At 72.4% G+C, this 16742-nt stretch carries 13 protein-coding genes; 10 read left to right on the top strand and 3 right to left on the bottom strand.

What is annotated here, in order from left to right; translation table 11 throughout:
- The first annotated feature begins 30 nt into the window (after nt 1-30).
- From AC068Z_RS15880 to AC068Z_RS15870, 3 genes are read left to right on the top strand one after another with little or no spacing between them, the layout of a single operon-like run.
- On the top strand, nt 31-1323 hold the full coding sequence (locus AC068Z_RS15880; protein WP_478556333.1) for an MFS transporter: 1293 nt from the start codon (nt 31-33) through the stop codon (nt 1321-1323).
- Nucleotides 1320-2603 (top strand): alpha/beta hydrolase family protein, encoded by a 1284-nt coding sequence (locus AC068Z_RS15875; protein WP_478555486.1) that lies wholly within the window; start codon nt 1320-1322, stop codon nt 2601-2603. Before AC068Z_RS15880 ends, AC068Z_RS15875 begins: the two co-directional genes overlap by 4 nt.
- On the top strand, nt 2600-3355 hold the full coding sequence (locus tag AC068Z_RS15870) for an IclR family transcriptional regulator (RefSeq protein ID WP_478555484.1): 756 nt from the start codon (nt 2600-2602) through the stop codon (nt 3353-3355). The genes AC068Z_RS15875 and AC068Z_RS15870 overlap by 4 nt, the downstream gene beginning before the upstream one ends.
- Here AC068Z_RS15870 and AC068Z_RS15865 read toward each other — a convergent pair.
- On the bottom strand, nt 3343-5103 hold the full coding sequence (locus tag AC068Z_RS15865; protein ID WP_478555482.1) for a sulfatase-like hydrolase/transferase: 1761 nt from the start codon (nt 5101-5103) through the stop codon (nt 3343-3345). The genes AC068Z_RS15870 and AC068Z_RS15865 overlap by 13 nt on opposite strands.
- 259 nt (nt 5104-5362) lie before the next feature.
- Between AC068Z_RS15865 and AC068Z_RS15860 the strand changes: the two genes are divergently transcribed.
- Together AC068Z_RS15860 and AC068Z_RS15855 are read left to right on the top strand one after the other, a co-directional pair.
- The gene (locus tag AC068Z_RS15860) at nt 5363-6568 is read left to right on the top strand and encodes a sensor histidine kinase (protein ID WP_478555480.1); all 1206 of its coding nucleotides are present in this window, start codon (nt 5363-5365) and stop codon (nt 6566-6568) included.
- Complete coding sequence (locus tag AC068Z_RS15855) at nt 6565-7233, top strand: response regulator (protein ID WP_478555478.1); 669 nt, start codon at nt 6565-6567, stop codon at nt 7231-7233. The genes AC068Z_RS15860 and AC068Z_RS15855 overlap by 4 nt, the downstream gene beginning before the upstream one ends.
- Before the next feature lie 78 nt (nt 7234-7311).
- On the opposite strand, the gene AC068Z_RS15850 is transcribed toward AC068Z_RS15855, so the two are convergent.
- On the bottom strand, nt 7312-7716 hold the full coding sequence (locus tag AC068Z_RS15850; protein ID WP_478555476.1) for a VOC family protein: 405 nt from the start codon (nt 7714-7716) through the stop codon (nt 7312-7314).
- A 234-nt stretch (nt 7717-7950) separates the two neighbouring features.
- Between AC068Z_RS15850 and AC068Z_RS15845 the strand changes: the two genes are divergently transcribed.
- The 4 genes from AC068Z_RS15845 to AC068Z_RS15830 all read left to right on the top strand — a co-directional run bounded on the left by AC068Z_RS15845 (nt 7951) and on the right by AC068Z_RS15830 (nt 13557).
- Entirely contained in the window at nt 7951-10044 is a 2094-nt protein-coding gene (locus AC068Z_RS15845; protein ID WP_478555474.1) for an MMPL family transporter, read from the top strand.
- 103 nt (nt 10045-10147) lie between these two features.
- Nucleotides 10148-11380, top strand: a complete 1233-nt coding sequence (locus AC068Z_RS15840) for a L,D-transpeptidase (RefSeq protein WP_478555472.1) — start codon at nt 10148-10150, stop codon at nt 11378-11380.
- 168 nt (nt 11381-11548) lie between these two features.
- Entirely contained in the window at nt 11549-12934 is a 1386-nt protein-coding gene (locus tag AC068Z_RS15835) for a glycoside hydrolase family 16 protein (RefSeq protein ID WP_478555470.1), read from the top strand.
- An 83-nt stretch (nt 12935-13017) separates the two neighbouring features.
- Nucleotides 13018-13557 carry a hypothetical protein gene (locus AC068Z_RS15830; protein WP_478555468.1) on the top strand — a complete coding sequence of 180 codons (540 nt, stop codon included), beginning with the start codon at nt 13018-13020 and terminating at the stop codon, nt 13555-13557.
- 28 nt (nt 13558-13585) lie between these two features.
- On the opposite strand, the gene AC068Z_RS15825 is transcribed toward AC068Z_RS15830, so the two are convergent.
- Entirely contained in the window at nt 13586-14491 is a 906-nt protein-coding gene (locus AC068Z_RS15825) for a helix-turn-helix domain-containing protein (protein ID WP_478555466.1), read from the bottom strand.
- 160 nt (nt 14492-14651) lie between these two features.
- Between AC068Z_RS15825 and tkt the strand changes: the two genes are divergently transcribed.
- Nucleotides 14652-16727, top strand: a complete 2076-nt coding sequence (tkt, locus tag AC068Z_RS15820; protein ID WP_478555464.1) for a transketolase — start codon at nt 14652-14654, stop codon at nt 16725-16727.
- The last annotated feature ends 15 nt before the right edge of the window (nt 16728-16742 follow it).

The following is a 16742-nucleotide window of genomic DNA, read 5'->3' as shown; positions in this document are numbered from 1 at the left end:
CTCCCCGAGAACTCCCGGCAGTTGCGCCGAGTGGCCCTCTCCGGCCTGCTCGGCACCGCCGTGGAGTTCTACGACTTCCTCGTCTACGGCACGGTCGCCGCGCTCGTCTTCGGCGACCTGTTCTTCCCCGACGCCGACCCGGCCGTCGGCACCATCGCCGCCTTCGGCACCTTCGCCGCCGGCTACCTCGCCCGGCCGGTCGGCGGCATCCTCTTCGGCCACTTCGGCGACCGGGTCGGCCGGAAGTCGATGATGCTGCTGACCATGCTCCTCATGGGCTCCGGCAGCTTCCTGATCGGCCTGCTGCCCACCTACGACGCCATCGGCGTCTGGGCTCCCGTGCTGCTCGTCCTGCTCCGCGTCGTGCAGGGCATCGCGATCGGCGGCGAGTGGGGCGGCGCCACCCTGATGGTCGTCGAGCACGCCGAGCGCACCCAGGGAGCGCGGCGCGGACTGTGGTCCAGCTTCACCCAACTCGGCGCCCCGCTCGGCTCGTTGCTCTCGGCCGGAGTCGTCACCCTGGTCTCCACCCTGCCCGACGACGACTTCCGCTCCTGGGGCTGGCGGGTGCCGTTCCTGCTGAGCGTGGTGCTGCTGGGCGTCGGCATGTTCGTCCGCCTCAAGGTCGCCGAGAGCCCGCTGTTCACCAAGCCCGCGCCGCGCGAGAAACCGCCCGTGCTGGAGCTGCTGCGCCGCCCGAAGCCGGTCGTGCTGGCGACCTGCGTCGGCATCGGCGCGTTCACCGCGCAGTCCCTGCTGACCAGCTTCATGATCTCGTACGCCGTCGACGAGGGCTACAGCCGCCCGCAGGTGCTCACCGCGGTGACCGTGGCCTCGGCCGTCGCCCTGCTGGTGCTGCCCGCCGCCTCCGTCCTGTCCGACAAGGTGGGCCGCCGCCCGGTGGTCCTGACCGGCGCGGTCCTCTCCGCCGCGCTCGCCTTCCCCGTGCTCGCGCTGGTGGACTCCGGCTCCCCCGGCCTGCTGATCCTCGCCCTCGCGCTCGGCCACGGCGTCGCCCAGTCCACGATGTACGGCCCGCTCGGCGCCCTGCTGAGCGAGATGTTCGGCACCCGGGTCCGCTACACCGGCGCCTCCCTGGGCTACCAGGCCGCCACCCTAATCGGCGCGGGCTTCTCGCCGCTGATCGCGAGCAGTCTGCTCGCCTCGAACGGCGGCGGCAGCACCCCCGTGTCGCTGCTGCTGTGCGGCGGCGCGGCGATCACCGCGCTCACGGTCTGGCGGATCCGCGAGACGCACACGGACACTCTGGAACCGAGCCCGGCCCGATCCGCGACCCCCACCCCGGAAGGGACCCCCCGGTGAGAACTCTCCTCGTCGCGCTGGCCGTCACCCTCACCACGGCGGCCGCACTGCCCGCCACGGACGCCCACCTGGAAGGGCAACTCCCCTCGGGTGCTGCCTACTTGATGGACGTGCCCGCCGACTGGAACGGCACCGTCCTCCTCTACAGCCACGGCTACCGGGCCGCCGGCTGGCCCAACCCGCCCCAGAACGCGCCCGATTCGGCAACCCGGGACAAGCTCCTGGACCAGGGATACGCCCTCATCGGCTCCTCCTACGCCACCACCGGCTGGTCCGTGACCGAGGCGGTGCCCGACCAACTCGCCACGCTGGACGTGTTCACGGAGAAGTTCGGCGCGGCCGACCGGACGCTCGCCTGGGGCACCTCCTACGGCGGTCTCGTCACGACCACCCTCGCCGAACGGCACGCCGCCCGCTTCGACGGCTCGCTGTCCATGTGCGGTCTGGTGCAGGGCGGGGTGGCGAACTGGAACAGCACCCTGGACCCGGTGTTCGCGCTGCGGACCCTGCTTGGCTCGGACGTGAAGCTCACCGGTTTCACCGACCAGGCGGAGGCGCAGGGCGCCGCGAGGTCGCTCGGCGCGGCCGTGGCAGCGGCCCAGGGAACCGCGGAGGGCCGCGCCCGGATCGCCCTCGCCGCGGCCCTGCACAACATCCCCGGTACCGACATACCGGCCCTCGTCCAACTCCCCGCCTTCAGCTGGCGCCAGGAGGCGGAGGGCCGGGCGGGCGGCAACCCGTCCTGGAACACGGGCGTCGACTACACGGCGATGCTCCACCGCTCCCCGCTCCACAAGGAGGTGACCGAGGCCTACAAGGAGGCGGAGGTGTCCCTGCGCGCGGACCTGAACGCCCTGGACCGTGCACCCCGGATCAGCGCCGACGCCTCGGCCGTACGGTGGATGCGTGACACCAGCGTGTTCAAGGGCCGCCTCACCGACCCCCAGTTGAACATCCACACGACCGGGGACACACTGATCCCCGTCCAGGCGGAGTCCGCCTACCGCAGGGCCGCCACCGCGGCGGGCTCGGGCCGGCTGCTGGCGCAGGCCCATGTCGACGCGCCGGGCCACTGCACCTTCACCCCGGGCGAGATGCTGGGCGCCCTGCGGACGTTGGAGACAAGGCTGGACACGGGCCGCTGGGACGCGTCACCGGCCGCGCTCAACTCCCGCTCCGCCGCGCAGGATCCGGCCGCCGAACCCCGCTACGCCGACTACCGTCCGGCCCCCTACCCCCGCCCCTACGACCTGGCCCACCCCGGAGACGCCCGGCCATGACCCCTCGCTCCGCGCCCGACCGGCTGCTGTCCGTGCTCGCCGCGTTCGACCACGAGCACCCGGCCCTGAGCCTGACGGACATCAGCCGGCGGGCCGGACTGAGCCTGACCACCGCGCACCGGCTCGTGGCCGCCCTCACCGAGTGGGGCGCGTTGGAGCGGGACTCCTCCGGCGACTATCACATCGGGCTCCGGCTGTGGGAGGTCGCGGCGCTGGCCCCGCGCGGTCTCGCACTGCGGCAGGTCGCGCTGCCGTATCTGGAGGACCTGTACGAAGCGACCCACGAGAACGTGCAGTTGGCGGTGCGGGACGCAGGAGAGGTCGTGTACATCGAGTGGTTGTCGGGCCGTTCGGCGGTGGGCGTCCACATCCGGGTCGGCGCGCGCTGGCCGCTGCACGCCACCGGGGTCGGGCTCGCCCTGCTGGCCCATGACGACCCCGCCCGCCAGGAGGAGTACTGCGCGGGCCCGCTGGCCGCCTTCACGCCGTTCACCATCACCGACCCCGCCCGGCTGCGCCGGGAACTGGCCGAAGTGCGGCGCACGGGCGTGGCGGTGAGTGTGCGTCAGGTGACGGAGGACGCGTTGTCGGTGGCGGCTGCGGTGCGCGGGCCCGGCGGTGGGGTGGTCGCGGCGGTGTCGGTGGTGGTGCCCGAGGCCGATGCCCAGGTCCCGGTGCTGATCCCGGCGGTGCGGATCGCGGCGCGGGGGATCTCCCGGGGGTTGGGGTGGCGGCCGGATCAGCCGAGCTGAGTGCGGGCCAGGTACGTCACCGCTTCCCCCGCGTGCCGTGCCGTGGCCCGGCAGGCGAGGGTCGTGTCGGAGGTGACCTGGGCCGGGGTGACGCGCCAGCGGACCGTCAGTTCGGCGCCGGGGCGCAGGACGGGGGCCGTGACCGGGTCCAGGGCGTGTATGTCCCAGCCGCCGGGGGCGCGCAGGACGAGGCGGGGGGCGGTCCAGGGGCGGGCGGAGCCGTTGGCGAGGGTGGCGGTCACCGTTGCGCCCGTCGCCTCCAGCGTCAGCCCGAACGGCTCGCGCGCGTACGTCGGCGCCCAGGACTCGCGCATCAGCCGCACCAGGGCGTCCGCCTGGGCGGGGCGCGCGGCGGCCAGGTCGTGCTGTTCGCCGGGGTCCCTGGACAGGTCGTACAGCTCCACGTCCCACAGGTCGTCGGGGGCGGTCCGGTCCTGGCCCGGGGCGAAGCGCACCGCTTTCAGATCGCCCCGGCGCAGGGCCTCGGCCAGGCGTCGGCCGCGTCCCTGGTCCTCCGCGTCGGAGCGCGGGGTGACTCCGCTGTGGTTGCGGTAGAAGTACAGGCTGTCGTGGCGGGCCGGGTGTCCGGAGCCCCGGAGCAGGGAGGCCAGCGAGAGGCCGTCGACGTCCGTCGGGGCGGGGGCCCCGGCCAGGTCGGCCAGCGTGGGGAGCAGGTCCGTGAGCGGGGTGGGGCGGTCGGTGGTGCCGGCCGGGACGTGCGGCGGGGACCAGGCGATCAGCGGGACGCGGATGCCGCCCTCGTACAGGTTGCGTTTGTAGCCGCGCAACGGGCCGTTCGCGTCGAAGAGTTCGGGGTTCGTACGGCCCTCCTCGTGCGGTCCGTTGTCGCTGGTGACCAGGACGAGGGTGCGGCCCGCGACGCCGAGTCGCCGGAGCCGGTCGACGACCTCGCCGACGAGGCTGTCGAAGGTGCTGATCTGGGCCGCGTGCCGGCGGTCGGGGCCCGGCCAGGGACGGTCGGCGTACTCGCCCTCGTCGGGCGTCTGGCTGGGCGCGTGCGGCAGGGTCGGGGTGAGGTACAGCAGGAACGGCTCGGCGCGGTGCGCGTCGAGGAACGCCAGCGCGCGTTCCTTGAGCAGATCGGGGGCGTAGACCTCGCGGGCGTCGCCGCGGTTGGCGGGGATCTCCTGCCGGGTGCCGTTGTGCCACAGGTACTCGGGGAAGTAGTCGTGGGCGTGGCGGTGGCCGATGTAGCCGTGGAACTCCTCGAAACCGCGGGAGTTGGGGTGGCTCGGCTGGTCCGGCAGCTCGGGGCCGAAGCCCCACTTGCCGATGATCCCGGTGCGGTAGCCCAGCGAGCGCAGGGCCTCGGCGAAGGTGAAGTCCCGGTCGGTGAGGGCGCCTTGGCCGTCGGGGCCCCACGGGTTCTCGCGCACGGTGGCGTGGCCCGCGTGCAGTCCGGTGAGCACCGAGCAGCGCGAGGGGGCGCAGACGGGGGCGGTGGCGTAGGCGTCGGTGAAGCGCAGGCCCTCGGCGGCCAGGGCGTCCAGGCGGGGCGTGCTGATGAGTTTCTGGCCGTAGGAGCCCAGTTCGCCGTAGCCGAGATCGTCGGCGACGATCACCACGAAGTTGAGCCGGCCCGAGCCGGAGCGTACGGCCGGGACGGCGGCGGCCGGCTTGCCGTCGGACGGCGGCAGCGCGGAGTCGCCGTCCTCGCACGCGCTGACCGCCGTGGCCGCCACCGGCACTGCGGCGGCCGCGGTGAGGAGTCGGCGGCGGCTCGGCATACGTGTCTCCAGGGAGGCGGCGGGTGAGGGGTCCGAAAACGATGGTGGTCGCAGCCGTCGGTCCATGACCATGCACACGCTGTGAACGCTCTGTTTCGATCTCTGCTCGATCTCTGAGAGGGACGATTCCGACGTCTGGTTCCTTCTCCGCGGCATCGAACCGATCACAAACGGAGGCCCGATATCCCTCTCACCGGTGAGGACGCCGCCGCATCCGGCCTCTGATACTGGAGGTGCCTCTTGCCCCGAGGAGCCGCCCATGTCCCCGCCGTCCTGGCTCGCCCCTGCCGTCACCCGGCTGCGCACGGCGAATCCCTACGTCGTCGACGGCGCGCTCGCCGCGCTGGTGCTGTTCGCCGCCTCCCTCCAGTGGATCTTCCCCGACGAGGGCGACGACCGGCTGACCTGGCAGGGCTGGCTGCTGGCCGCGGCCACCGCGGTGCCGCTGGTGTGGCGGCGCCGGGCGCCCTTCGCCACCGCGTGCGCCGTGTCCGTGGCGACGCCCGCGATGGCGCTCTACCACGCGCCACCGCCGGACGTGGTCTACGCCGGTCTGATCGTCCTCTACACGATGGCCGCCCAGGGCAAGATCTGGCAGCGCCGGTTCATGCTCGGCGGCTGGATCCTCGGGATCGTGCTGACCATGCAGCACAAGCAGGATCCGCTGCCCTTCGAGTACGCCTTCCAACTGCTGAGCGTCGTCGGCGCGTACGGCTTCGGCATGCTGGCCCGGGTGCAGCGGGCCTACACCGCGGCCCTGGTGGACCGGGCCCGGCGTCTGGAGCGGGAGCGGGCGGCGGACACGGCACGGGCGACCGCGCAGGAGCGGGCCCGGATCGCCCGGGACATGCACGACATCCTGGCCCACGCGGTGAGCCTGATGGTGGTGCAGGCCGAGGCGGGGCCGGTGGTGGTGCGCAGCGATCCGGCGCGCGCGGAGGCCGCGTTCGACGCCATCGCCGCGACCGGCCGGGACGCGATGTCCCAGTTGCGGCGGATCCTCGGGGTGCTGAAGGAGGAGGAGCGCGAGGGCGGCGCGCGGCGGCTGCCGCAGCCTGGTGTGGCGGCGCTGCCCGGGCTGGTCCGGCAGGTCACGGAGTCCACCGGGCTGCGGGTCGAACTGCGCGCGAGCGGCAGGCCGCGCCCGCTGCCCCCGGACACCGAGGTCGCCGCCTACCGCATCGTGCAGGAGGCGCTCACCAACACCGTGAAGCACGCGTACGCTTCCTCCGCTACCGTCGCTCTCGACTGGGCGGAGGACGAGTTGACACTGTCGGTGACGGACGACGGACGCGGTCCGTCGGGCCCGGGCGGCGGGCACGGACCGGGCGGACACGGCCTGATCGGCATCCGCGAGCGGGCGGCGGCCTGCGGCGGCAGCGCACGCGCCGGGCGCGGCCCGGACGGCGGTTTCCGGGTCCTCGTACGTCTCCCGGCCGGGGACCGGCAGGCGGCGCTGGGGTGAGCATCCGGGTGGTCGTCGCCGACGACCAGGAACTGGTCCGCAGCGGCTTCAGCATGATCCTGGAGGCGCAGCCGGACATCGAGGTGGTCGCCGAGGCCGGGGACGGCGCGGAGGCGGTGGCCGCGGTGGAGCGGCACACCCCGGACGTCCTGCTGCTCGACATCCGGATGCCCGTGATGGACGGCCTGGAGGCGGCCCGGCGGGTGTGCGGGCAGTCCGCCTGCAAGGTGGTCATGCTGACCACGTTCGACCTGGACGAGTACGTGTACGACGCCCTGTGCGCGGGCGCCAGCGGCTTCCTGCTGAAGGACGTACGCCGGGACGACCTGGTCCACGCCGTCCGCGTGGTGGCCGCCGGCGACTCCCTCCTCGCCCCCACGGTGACCCGGCGCCTGGTCGCCGACCTGGTCCGCCGCCGCAAGCAGGAGGCGGCGGCGGAGGTCACCCCCGACCGCCTGGACATCCTGACGGCCCGCGAGGCGGAGACCCTGCGCATGCTGGCCCGCGGGCTGTCCAACGCGGAGATCGCCGAGGCCCTGTTCGTCAGCGAGCACACGGTGAAGACCCACGTCAGCAATGTGCTGAGCAAGCTGGGGCTGAGGGACCGGGTGCAGGCGGTGATCTGCGCGTACGAGACGGGCCTGGTGACACCCGGGGCACCCTGAGCGCCGGAAGGCGCCGCAGGCGCCGAGGGGCGCGGGGAACCGCGCGACCAGCCCCTACCGGGCCGCACTCCGACCGTTCTACTCCTCCAGCTCGGTGAACAGCGTCAGCTGCAGCGCCCCCGGCGCCTCCAGCCGGGAGTTCAGCGAGTTCCAGGGCGTGCGGGTCGGCTCGGCGACCACCTCCGCCCCCGCCTGAGCCAGCGCGTGCGTCACCGCCGTGGAGTCGTCCACCTGGAACGCCACCCGTATGTGCCCCGCGACCCGCCGCCCGACCTCCACGTCGTCGATGAACTCCGCGTGGTTCGGGTCCGTCAGCTCCAGCGTCGCCCGCCCGGCCTCCAGGATGCTCACCCGCCCGCCCGGCGAGGAGAACGCGGCCCGCTCGGGCAGGCCGAGGACATCCCGGTAGAAGTGCAGCGCGGCGTCGTAGTCCTCCGCGGTGACCACCAGCCGCAGCTCACGGACCCCCGGCTCCTCGGACATCGGCACTCCTTCGTGATCAGCGGCTCCGGACCGGACAACTCCCGCTCCTGACCGGACAACTCCCGGCCCGGCCCGGATGATTCCCGCCGCGCCCTCCCTCGTACGAGTGAGTCCGCCCCGCCCCTCCCCCGTACGACCGAGCCCGGCAAACCGCTCCCACCGGCGATCCGGTGCCCCCCGGACCGGGACGAGGCTGAGAGCACCTGCCCACCCGTCCAATCGCCGGAGGCCAACGTGCTCTCCACGCTCGCCCGGGCCGCCACCCGCCGCCCGCTCACCGTCATCCTGCTCTGGCTGCTCTTCCTGCTGCTCGGCTTCGGGCTCGGCACCGGCGTCTTCGGGCGGCTCTCCGACGACGTGCCGGACGTGCCCGGCACCGAGTCGGAGCGGGCCGACCAGTACGTCTCCCGCCTGGACCCGACCGGCGAGACGGTCACCGCCGTCGTCGCGGGCGAGCCGGTCTCCGACGCGGCCCTGCGCGCCGAGGTCGAACGGGCCGTCGCCGAGGTCCGCGAGATCGCCGGAGTCGCCGACGTACCCGATCCGTACACCACGCCGGGGCTCACCGCCCGGGACGGACAGGCCCTGATCATCCCGGTCACCTTCGAGGGCGGCCTGGACGAGGACGCCGAGGCCGACGCGACCGACGCGGCCGCCGAGCGCATCCGGCGGATCGAGGCGCCCGACGTCCATGTCAGCGGCGGCGAACTGCTCGGCCGCCAGCTCGGCGAACGGGCCCAGGAGGACGTCAAGAACGCCGAGTTGATCTCCCTGCCCGTCGTACTCGCCCTGCTGCTGGTCGTGTTCGGCGGACTGCGCGCCGCCGCCCTGCCGCTCGTGATCGCGGTCAGCGGTGTCGCGGGCGCCTTCCTCGCCCTGTTCGCGTTCAGCGAGGTCACCGACATCTCGGTGTACGCGATCCAGGTCACCACGATGCTGGGCCTCGGACTCGCCGTGGACTACGCCCTGTTGATGCTGGTCCGCTTCCGTGAGGAGCGCCGGCACACCGAGGACGTCGTGGCGGCCGTGCACCGCACGGTCGCGGCGGCCGGCCGGACCGTGCTGTTCTCCGGGCTCACGGTCGCCGTCAGCCTGACCGGGCTGCTGGTCTTCCCGAGCGTGTTCCTGCGCAGCATGGGCCTGGCCGTGGCCGCGGTGGTGGTCATCGACATGCTGGCCGCGGTGACCCTGCTGCCCGCCCTGCTGACGAAGTTCGGCGGGAAGATCCCGCCGGCGCGGGTGCGCCCGGACCGCGAGGAGGGCCGCGTGTTCGCCCGCCTGGCCCGCTTCGCGGCCCGCCGCCGTATCGCCGTGGTCGCCGTCGTCGTACCGGTCCTGCTGGTCATGGCGCTGCCCGTCGCCGGGATGACGATCAACCTCGGTGACGCCAAGCAGCTCCCGGCGAGCACCGAGGCACGGCAGTTGTACGACACCGTCGACGCGCACTTCCCGCCCGGCACCGGGGTCTCGCCGATCACCGTGGTCGTCAGGCCCGGTACCGATCCGGCGACCGCCGAGCGGATCAGCGCGCTGGCCGGGGCCCAGTCCCGGGAGCTGCCCGGCGGCACGACGGTCGTGGAGATCCGGCCGCCCGGCAGCGTCGACGGCAGGGCGGCGACCGATCTGGTCGAGCGGATCCGCGACCTGCGCGGCGACGAGCCGGTCGAGGTGACCGGGGTGGCGGCCCGGCTGGTGGACTTCCGGGAGATGCTCGCCGAACGGGCGCCCTGGGCCGCCGTGACCGTGCTCGTCGGGATCTTCGCGCTGCTGTTCGCCTTCACCGGCTCGGTGCTGATCCCGCTGCGCACCATCGCGACGACGCTGCTCAGCCTGGGCGCCGCGCTCGGTGCGGTGGTGTGGGTGTTCCAGGACGGTCATCTGGCCGGGCTGCTGGGCGCCGAGGGACTGGGCGCGCTGAGTCTGACCGCGCCGCCGCTGATCATCGCCATCGCCTTCGGGCTCGCCATGGACTACGAGCTGTTCATCCTGGCCCGGATGCGGGAGGCCCGGATGCGCGGCGAGGACGACCAGGAGGCCGTGGTGACCGGGCTGCGCCGCTCCGGACGCGTGGTCACCTGTGCCGCGCTGCTGCTCGCGATCGTGTTCGGCGCCTTCATGACCGGTGGCTTCTCACCGATCCTACAGATCGGGCTCGGGCTCACCCTGGCGGTGCTGATCGACGCCACCGTCGTCCGGATGCTGCTGGTCCCGGCGACGATGGCCCTGCTCGGCCGACGCGCCTGGTGGGCGCCGCGCCCGCTGCGCCGGGCCCACGACCGGTTCGGGCTCACCGAGGCACCGGAGCCGCCGGTGCTGACCAAGGTCTGAGACTCACCGGAATCTCAGGAACCGGAGCGGCGATTCACAGGACCGTCCCAGGTACGAGGCGCACTATGCGGGCGAAAACGTGGATATACCAGGAAGGCCTGCCGTGGGCGTCTCGCACATATCGAACCGGTCCGAGCAGCAGTCGCGCGGGTGGTCGCGGCGCGGGGTCCTCGCCGTCCTCGGCGGGGTCCCCGCCGCCCTGCTGACCGGGTGCAGCGGCTCGGCGGACGCCTCGGAGGCCGGGGCGTCCGTGACCGCGACCGCCTCGACGCTCCGGCCGACGATCACGGTGACCCCGGCGGACGGCGCGAAGAAGGCCTCGTTCACGCGTCCCGTCGAGGTCGCCGTGACCGACGGCACCCTCGCGTCCGTGCAGGTCACCGATGCCGACGGGGCCACGCTGGCCGGGTCCTACGACGACGCGCGGACGAAGTGGACCTCGCAGCGGAACCCGTCCTCGGGGACGACGTACACCGTGACCGCCGAGGCGGAGGGCGGCGCGGCGGCGACGACCACGTCCTTCACCACCACCTCCCCCGGTGAGACCTTCGTCGGCCGGTTCACCCCCGAGGCGGGCTCGACCTCGGGCGTGGGCATGCCGGTGTCGATCGACTTCACGCACGCCGTGACGGACCGCGCGGCCGTGGAACGGGCGATCACGGTGACCGCGGAGCCGGCCGTGGAGGTGGTCGGGCACTGGTTCAGCGACACCCGGCTCGACTTCCGGCCCGAGTCGTACTGGGCGGCCGGGACCACGGTCACGCTCGCCTTGCGGCTGAAGGACGTCGAGGGCGCGGACGGCGTCTACGGCGTGCAGTCCAAGGACGTCACCTTCCACATCGGCCGCGAGCAGATCAGCACGGTCGATCTGGAGAGCAAGCGGATGACGGTCGTCCGGGACGGGCGGACGATCGCCACGTACCCGGTCAGCGGCGGCGACGCCGAGCACACCACCTGGTCCGGGATCATGGTGATCAGCGAGCGGTTCAAGGAGACCCGGATGGAGTCCTCCACGGTCGGGCTCGGCGACGAGTACGACATCGCCGACGTGCCGCACGCCCAGCGGCTGACCACCTCGGGCACCTTCATCCACGGCAACTACTGGGCCTCCGCCTCGGTGTTCGGCAGCGAGAACACCACCCACGGCTGCGTCGGACTGCACGACGCCAAGGGCGCGGCGGACAAGTCCGTGGACGGCTACCGGTTCTACGACAGCTCGATGCTCGGCGACGTCGTGGTGGTGACCAACTCCGGCGAGGAGACGGTCGATCCGGCGAACGGGCTCAACGGATGGAACCTGTCCTGGGCGGACTGGAAGGCGGGCAGCGCGCTGTAGCTGTGCGTTCACGGGGTGAACTCCGGCGCGGTGAACGGGATTTATCTGCTTCACCTCTTGACGACCGGAGTGCCGGGGAGCACATTGGCGGCACTTTGAGAGCGCTCTCAGAAACGCTCGAGGGCGCTCCCGCACCCCACACCCCGTACCCGAGAGGCAGCACCTCCCATGAGTGAAACCTCCGGCACTCCCCACAGACGACGGCGCCCGCTGCGGCGGGTCCTCGTCGCCGTCCTCAGCGCCATGGGCCTCGCGGCGGCCGCCGTGGCGTCCGCGGACGCGGCCGCTCCGCCGCCCCCGACCGGCTGGACCCAGGTCTTCGTGGACGACTTCAACGGCGCGGCCGGCACCGGCGTCAACACCGCCAACTGGCAGTACGCGACCGGCCACGGCTACCCCGGCGGCCCCGCCAACTGGGGCACCGGCGAGATCGAGAACATGACGTCCAGCACCAACAACGTGGCCCTGGACGGCAACGGCAACCTCCGGATCACCCCGCGCCGCGACGCGTCCGGCAACTGGACGTCCGGCCGGATCGAGACCAACCGCGGCGACTTCCAGCCACCGGCGGGCGGCAAGCTGCGCGTGCAGTCCCGGATCCAGATGCCGAACGTCACCGGCGCCGCCGCCCGCGGCTACTGGCCGGCCTTCTGGATGCTGGGCACGCCCTACCGCGGCAACTACTGGAACTGGCCGGGCGTCGGCGAGCTGGACATCATGGAGAACGTCCAGGGCCTCAACACCGTGTGGTCGACGATGCACTGCGGTACGAGCCCCGGGGGGCCGTGCAACGAGACGACGGGCATCGGCGGTTCCCGTGCCTGTCCCGGCGCCACCTGCCAGGCCGGCTTCCACACCTACGCGCTGGAGTGGGACCGCTCGACGAGCCCGGAGCAGATCCGCTTCTACGTCGACGACATCAACTACCACACCGTGCGCGCCGACCAGGTGGACGCGACGACGTGGAACAACGCCACCAACCATGGCTACTTCATCATCCTGAACGTGGCGATGGGCGGCGGTTTCGTGGACGCGTTCGGCGGCGGCCCGGACGGGGCGACCGTCCCCGGTCACTCGATGGTCGTCGACTACGTCCAGGTGCTGAGCAGTGGGAGCGGTACCACGCCGCCGCCGACCGGCAACCGCGACGCCTACAGCGCCATCCAGGCCGAGTCCCGTGACAGCCAGTCCGGCACGATCACCGAGGCCACCTCCGACACGGGCGGCGGCCAGAACATCGGCGCGATCGCCAACGGCGACTGGGCTCTGTTCCGGGGCGTCAACTTCGGTTCCACGGCGGCCACTCAGTTCGTCGCCCGGGTCGCGAGCGGCGCGGGTTCCGGGGTGAGCGGACTGGTCGAGGTGCGCCTGGACAGCCGTAGCAATGCCCCCATCGGCAGCTTCGCGGTGGGCAGCACCGGGGGCTGGCAGAGCTGGCGGACCGTCCCGGCCAACATCAGCTCGGTGACCGGCACGCACGATGTGTACCTGACCTTCACCAGCGGGCAGCCGTCCGACTTCGTGAACGTCAACTGGTTCAACTTCGGCCGCTGACTCGAGCGGTGAGCCGTCGGCGGTCCGACGCCCGCACGGAAATTCGGACCGCCGGCGTCTCTTCCGGTGCGAGACTGCGCGCCATGCCCACCGAACTGGAGTATTTGCGCGAGATCGAGCGCCTCGCGCATCAGGTCTGCCTCGCGGCGGCCGAGGAGGACTGGTACTCGCTGCCCGAAGACCCTGAGCCCGCCACCCCGCTCCAGCGCCGGGTGAACGCCCTGGCCAGGGCGGTGCACCACTACCACTTCGACGGCGACGGCTGCCTGGAGGAGGACCGGCCCTTCGTCCGGCTGATCGCCGCCGCGGTCCTGCGGCCCGGGATCACGGAGGAGTACGAGAAGGGCTGCGCGCGGCTCGGTGTGGAACCCCGGGCCGAGGGCTGGGCGTTGTGGCACACCTGGGGCGACGACGATCAGCGGGTGACCCTGGTGGTGTCCGCCGTCGAGACCACCGAGGGCCTCTTCCAGAACTGGTCCCACGGCAGGGACGTCGATCCGGTGACCCCCCTGCCCGCCCAGATCGCCCTGGTCCACCGGGGCTGGATCGGCCCGATGACCCTGTCGCCGCGGGGAGTGCGCCGGATGGGAGTGGAGGGACAGGAGGCGGTCACAGGCACGTGAGACGTCGGGTCGGGAGCCGCGGTCTCTCCTACGCCCTGCGCACCTCCGACCGGAAGCCCGCCGGAGTCACCTCCGTGTGCTGGTGGAAGAACTTGCTGAAGTTGGCCGCGTCCGGGAAGCCCACCGCCACGCCCACGCGGCCGATCGGCAGGTCCGTGTGGGCCAGCAGGCGCTTGGCCTCCAGGATGACGCGCTTGTCGATGAAGCCTTTCGGCGTCTCGCCCGTCGCCGCGCGGACCGCCCGGACGAGGGTGCGCCGTGAGTACCCGAGCTGGTCGGCGTACGCGCTGACGCTGTGGTTGGTGGCGAAGCCGCGTTCCACCGCGTCCCGGAAGAGGGTGAAGGTCGAACCGGCGTCGCGGCGGGCGGCCTCCTGGGAGCTTGCCGCCAGGTGCGCGAGGCGGAGCAGGAACGCCGACAGGGAGTGGCGCAGGACCGCCGTGTGCAGGCTCAGGGGAAGCGTGGTCGCGTCCTCGTACTCGCGGCGGAGCTGGGCCAGCGAGGTGCGCAGCGCGGTGAGGTGGGGTCCGTCGGGGTGGAGCAGGGGCGGCAGGTCGTAGCGGTAGAGGCCGGTCGCCCCGACCGTCGCCCGGGGCAGGAAACCGGGCTGCATGGTCAGGACGGTTCCCCGGTACTCACTGGTGGGCGAGAAGCGGTGGATCTGCCCGGGGCGGATCCACAGCAGGTCGCCGGCGCCCGCCTCGTACTCCGTGAAGTCGATCATGTGCCGGACCGGCCCCTCGTCGAACAGCATCACGACGTGGAAGTCGATGCGGTGGACCCGGTCCAGCGGCGCCTCGGCGCGCCAGGTGCGGCCGGGGCCCATCGGACCGACCTGCATGCCGACGCCGAGCACGCTCAGATCCACCGGGAAGGGGAAAGTCCTGATGCCGTCCTCGCCGCCACCGGCGCCTTGTGCCGCTCTGCCTGCCATGTCCTTCTTGTACCGCCTCAGCCTGCCGTCCGGTGTCCCACTTTCACCACAGGCTGACACACCCTGACCTTCCCTCGAAAAAGTCTGACTTTTAAAGTCGAACGCGTCTCACCAGGAACGATGCAATATTCGATGAACTCTTGAAGAGGACAGGGCACAGATGAGCACGCAGACACCGGACCGCCTCGACTGGACCGAACTCGACCAGCGTGCCGTCGACACCGCGCGCCTGCTGGCCGCGGATGCCGTGCAGAAGGTCGGCAACGGTCACCCGGGCACCGCGATGAGCCTCGCGCCCGCCGCGTACACGATCTTTCAGAAGGTGATGCGCCACGATCCCGCCGATCCCGAGTGGACCGGACGGGACCGTTTCGTTCTCTCCCCCGGCCACACCTCGCTGACCCTCTACACCCAGCTCTTCCTCGCCGGTTACGAGCTGGAGCTGGACGACCTCAAGGCGTTCCGCACGCAGGGCTCGAAGACGCCCGGCCACCCCGAGTACGGCCACACCGCGGGCGTCGAGACCACCACCGGGCCGCTCGGACAGGGCGTCGCCAACGCCGTCGGCATGGCGATGGCCGCCCGCTACGAGCGCGGACTGTTCGACCCCGAGGCCCCCGAGGGCGAGTCCCCCTTCGACCACACGATCTGGGCGATCGTCTCCGACGGCGACCTGGAGGAGGGCGTCTCCGCCGAGGCCTCCTCGCTGGCGGGCCACCAGAGGCTCGGCAACCTCGTCCTCGTCTACGACGACAACCACATCTCCATCGAGGGCGACACCGCGACCGCGTTCTCCGAGGACGTCCTGAAGCGCTACGAGGCCTACGGCTGGCACACCCAGCGCATCGAGCCCACCGAGGACGGCGACGTCGACGTCCATGCCCTGTACGCGGCGCTCCGGGCCGCCCAGGACGAAACCGGGCGCCCCTCGATCATCGCGATGCGCACGATCATCGCCTGGCCCGCCCCGAACGCGCGCGACACCGAGGCCTCCCACGGCTCTGCGCTCGGCAAGGCCGAGATCGCCGCCACCAAGCGGCTGCTGGGCTTCGACCCCGAGCGCACCTTCGAGGTCGCCGACGAGGTGCTGGCGCACAGCCGCCGCGCCCTCGACCGGGGCGCCGAGGCGCACGCCGCCTGGGACAAGCGGCTCGACAAGTGGCGGGGCGCCGACCCCGAGCGCGCCAAGCTGTTCGACCGCGTCCTCGCCGGCCAGCTCCCCGAGGGCTGGGAGTCCTCGCTCCCGGTGTTCGAGCCCGGCAAGTCCGTCGCCACCCGCGCCGCCTCCGGCAAGGTGCTCCAGGCGCTCGGCGCGGTCCTGCCCGAGCTGTGGGGCGGCTCGGCCGACCTGGCCGGCTCCAACAACACCACCATCGACAAGACCAGCTCCTTCCTGCCGAAGGGCAACCCGCTGCCGGAGGCCGACCCCTACGGCCGTACCGTCCACTTCGGCATCCGCGAGTTCTCCATGGCCGCGGAGATGAACGGCATCGCCCTGCACGGCAACACGCGCGTCTACGGCGGCACCTTCCTGGTCTTCTCCGACTACATGCGCAACGCCGTCCGGATGTCCGCGCTGATGCAGCTCCCCGTCACCTATGTGTGGACGCACGACTCCATCGGCCTCGGCGAGGACGGCCCCACCCACCAGCCGGTCGAGCACCTCGCCTCGCTGCGCGCCATCCCGGGCCTGAACGTCGTACGGCCGGCCGACGCCAACGAGACCGCCGTCGCCTGGGCGGAGATCCTGCGCCGGCACGCCACCGACCCGGCCCCGCACGGCCTCGCGCTCACCCGCCAGGGCGTACCGACGTACGAGCGCAACGAGGACGCGGCCAGGGGCGGTTACGTCCTGCGCGACTCCTCCACCGAGACCCCCGAGGTGCTGCTCATCGCCACCGGCTCCGAGGTGCGGCTCGCCGTCGCCGCGCGCGAGCTGCTCGAGGCCGAGGGGGTCGGCACCCGGGTGGTGTCGATGCCGTCCGTGGAGTGGTTCGAGCAGCAGCCGCGCGAGTACCGGGACGCCGTCGTTCCGCCGTCCGTGCGAGCCCGCGTCGCCGTCGAAGCCGGGATCGGTCTGACGTGGTACCGGTTCGTTGGTGACGCAGGACGCATTGTCTCCCTCGAACACTTCGGCGCCTCCGCCGACGCCGCAACCCTGTTCGCCGAGTACGGCTTCACCGCCGAGAACGTCGCCGCCGCGGCGCGGGAATCCCTCGCCGCCGCGCGTGGTTGATCCGACCGCCAGAAA

The sequence above is a fragment of the Streptomyces sp. NPDC043726 genome, from assembly GCF_056436565.1.
Note: the sequence above shows the minus strand (reverse complement) of the source record. Positions and strands in the feature narration are given on the sequence as shown.

Excerpts from the sequence above, each read along its gene's own strand:
- AC068Z_RS15870 (WP_478555484.1), top strand. The coding sequence starts at position 2,600 with ATGACCCCTCGCTCCGCGCCCGACCGGCTGCTGTCCGTGCTCGCCGCG.
- AC068Z_RS15865 (WP_478555482.1), bottom strand. The coding sequence starts at position 5,103 with ATGCCGAGCCGCCGCCGACTCCTCACCGCGGCCGCCGCAGTGCCGGTG.
- AC068Z_RS15860 (WP_478555480.1), top strand. The coding sequence starts at position 5,363 with ATGTCCCCGCCGTCCTGGCTCGCCCCTGCCGTCACCCGGCTGCGCACG.
- AC068Z_RS15850 (WP_478555476.1), bottom strand. The coding sequence starts at position 7,716 with ATGTCCGAGGAGCCGGGGGTCCGTGAGCTGCGGCTGGTGGTCACCGCG.
- AC068Z_RS15835 (WP_478555470.1), top strand. The coding sequence starts at position 11,549 with ATGAGTGAAACCTCCGGCACTCCCCACAGACGACGGCGCCCGCTGCGG.
- AC068Z_RS15830 (WP_478555468.1), top strand. The coding sequence starts at position 13,018 with ATGCCCACCGAACTGGAGTATTTGCGCGAGATCGAGCGCCTCGCGCAT.
- AC068Z_RS15825 (WP_478555466.1), bottom strand. The coding sequence starts at position 14,491 with ATGGCAGGCAGAGCGGCACAAGGCGCCGGTGGCGGCGAGGACGGCATC.
- tkt (WP_478555464.1), top strand. The coding sequence starts at position 14,652 with ATGAGCACGCAGACACCGGACCGCCTCGACTGGACCGAACTCGACCAG.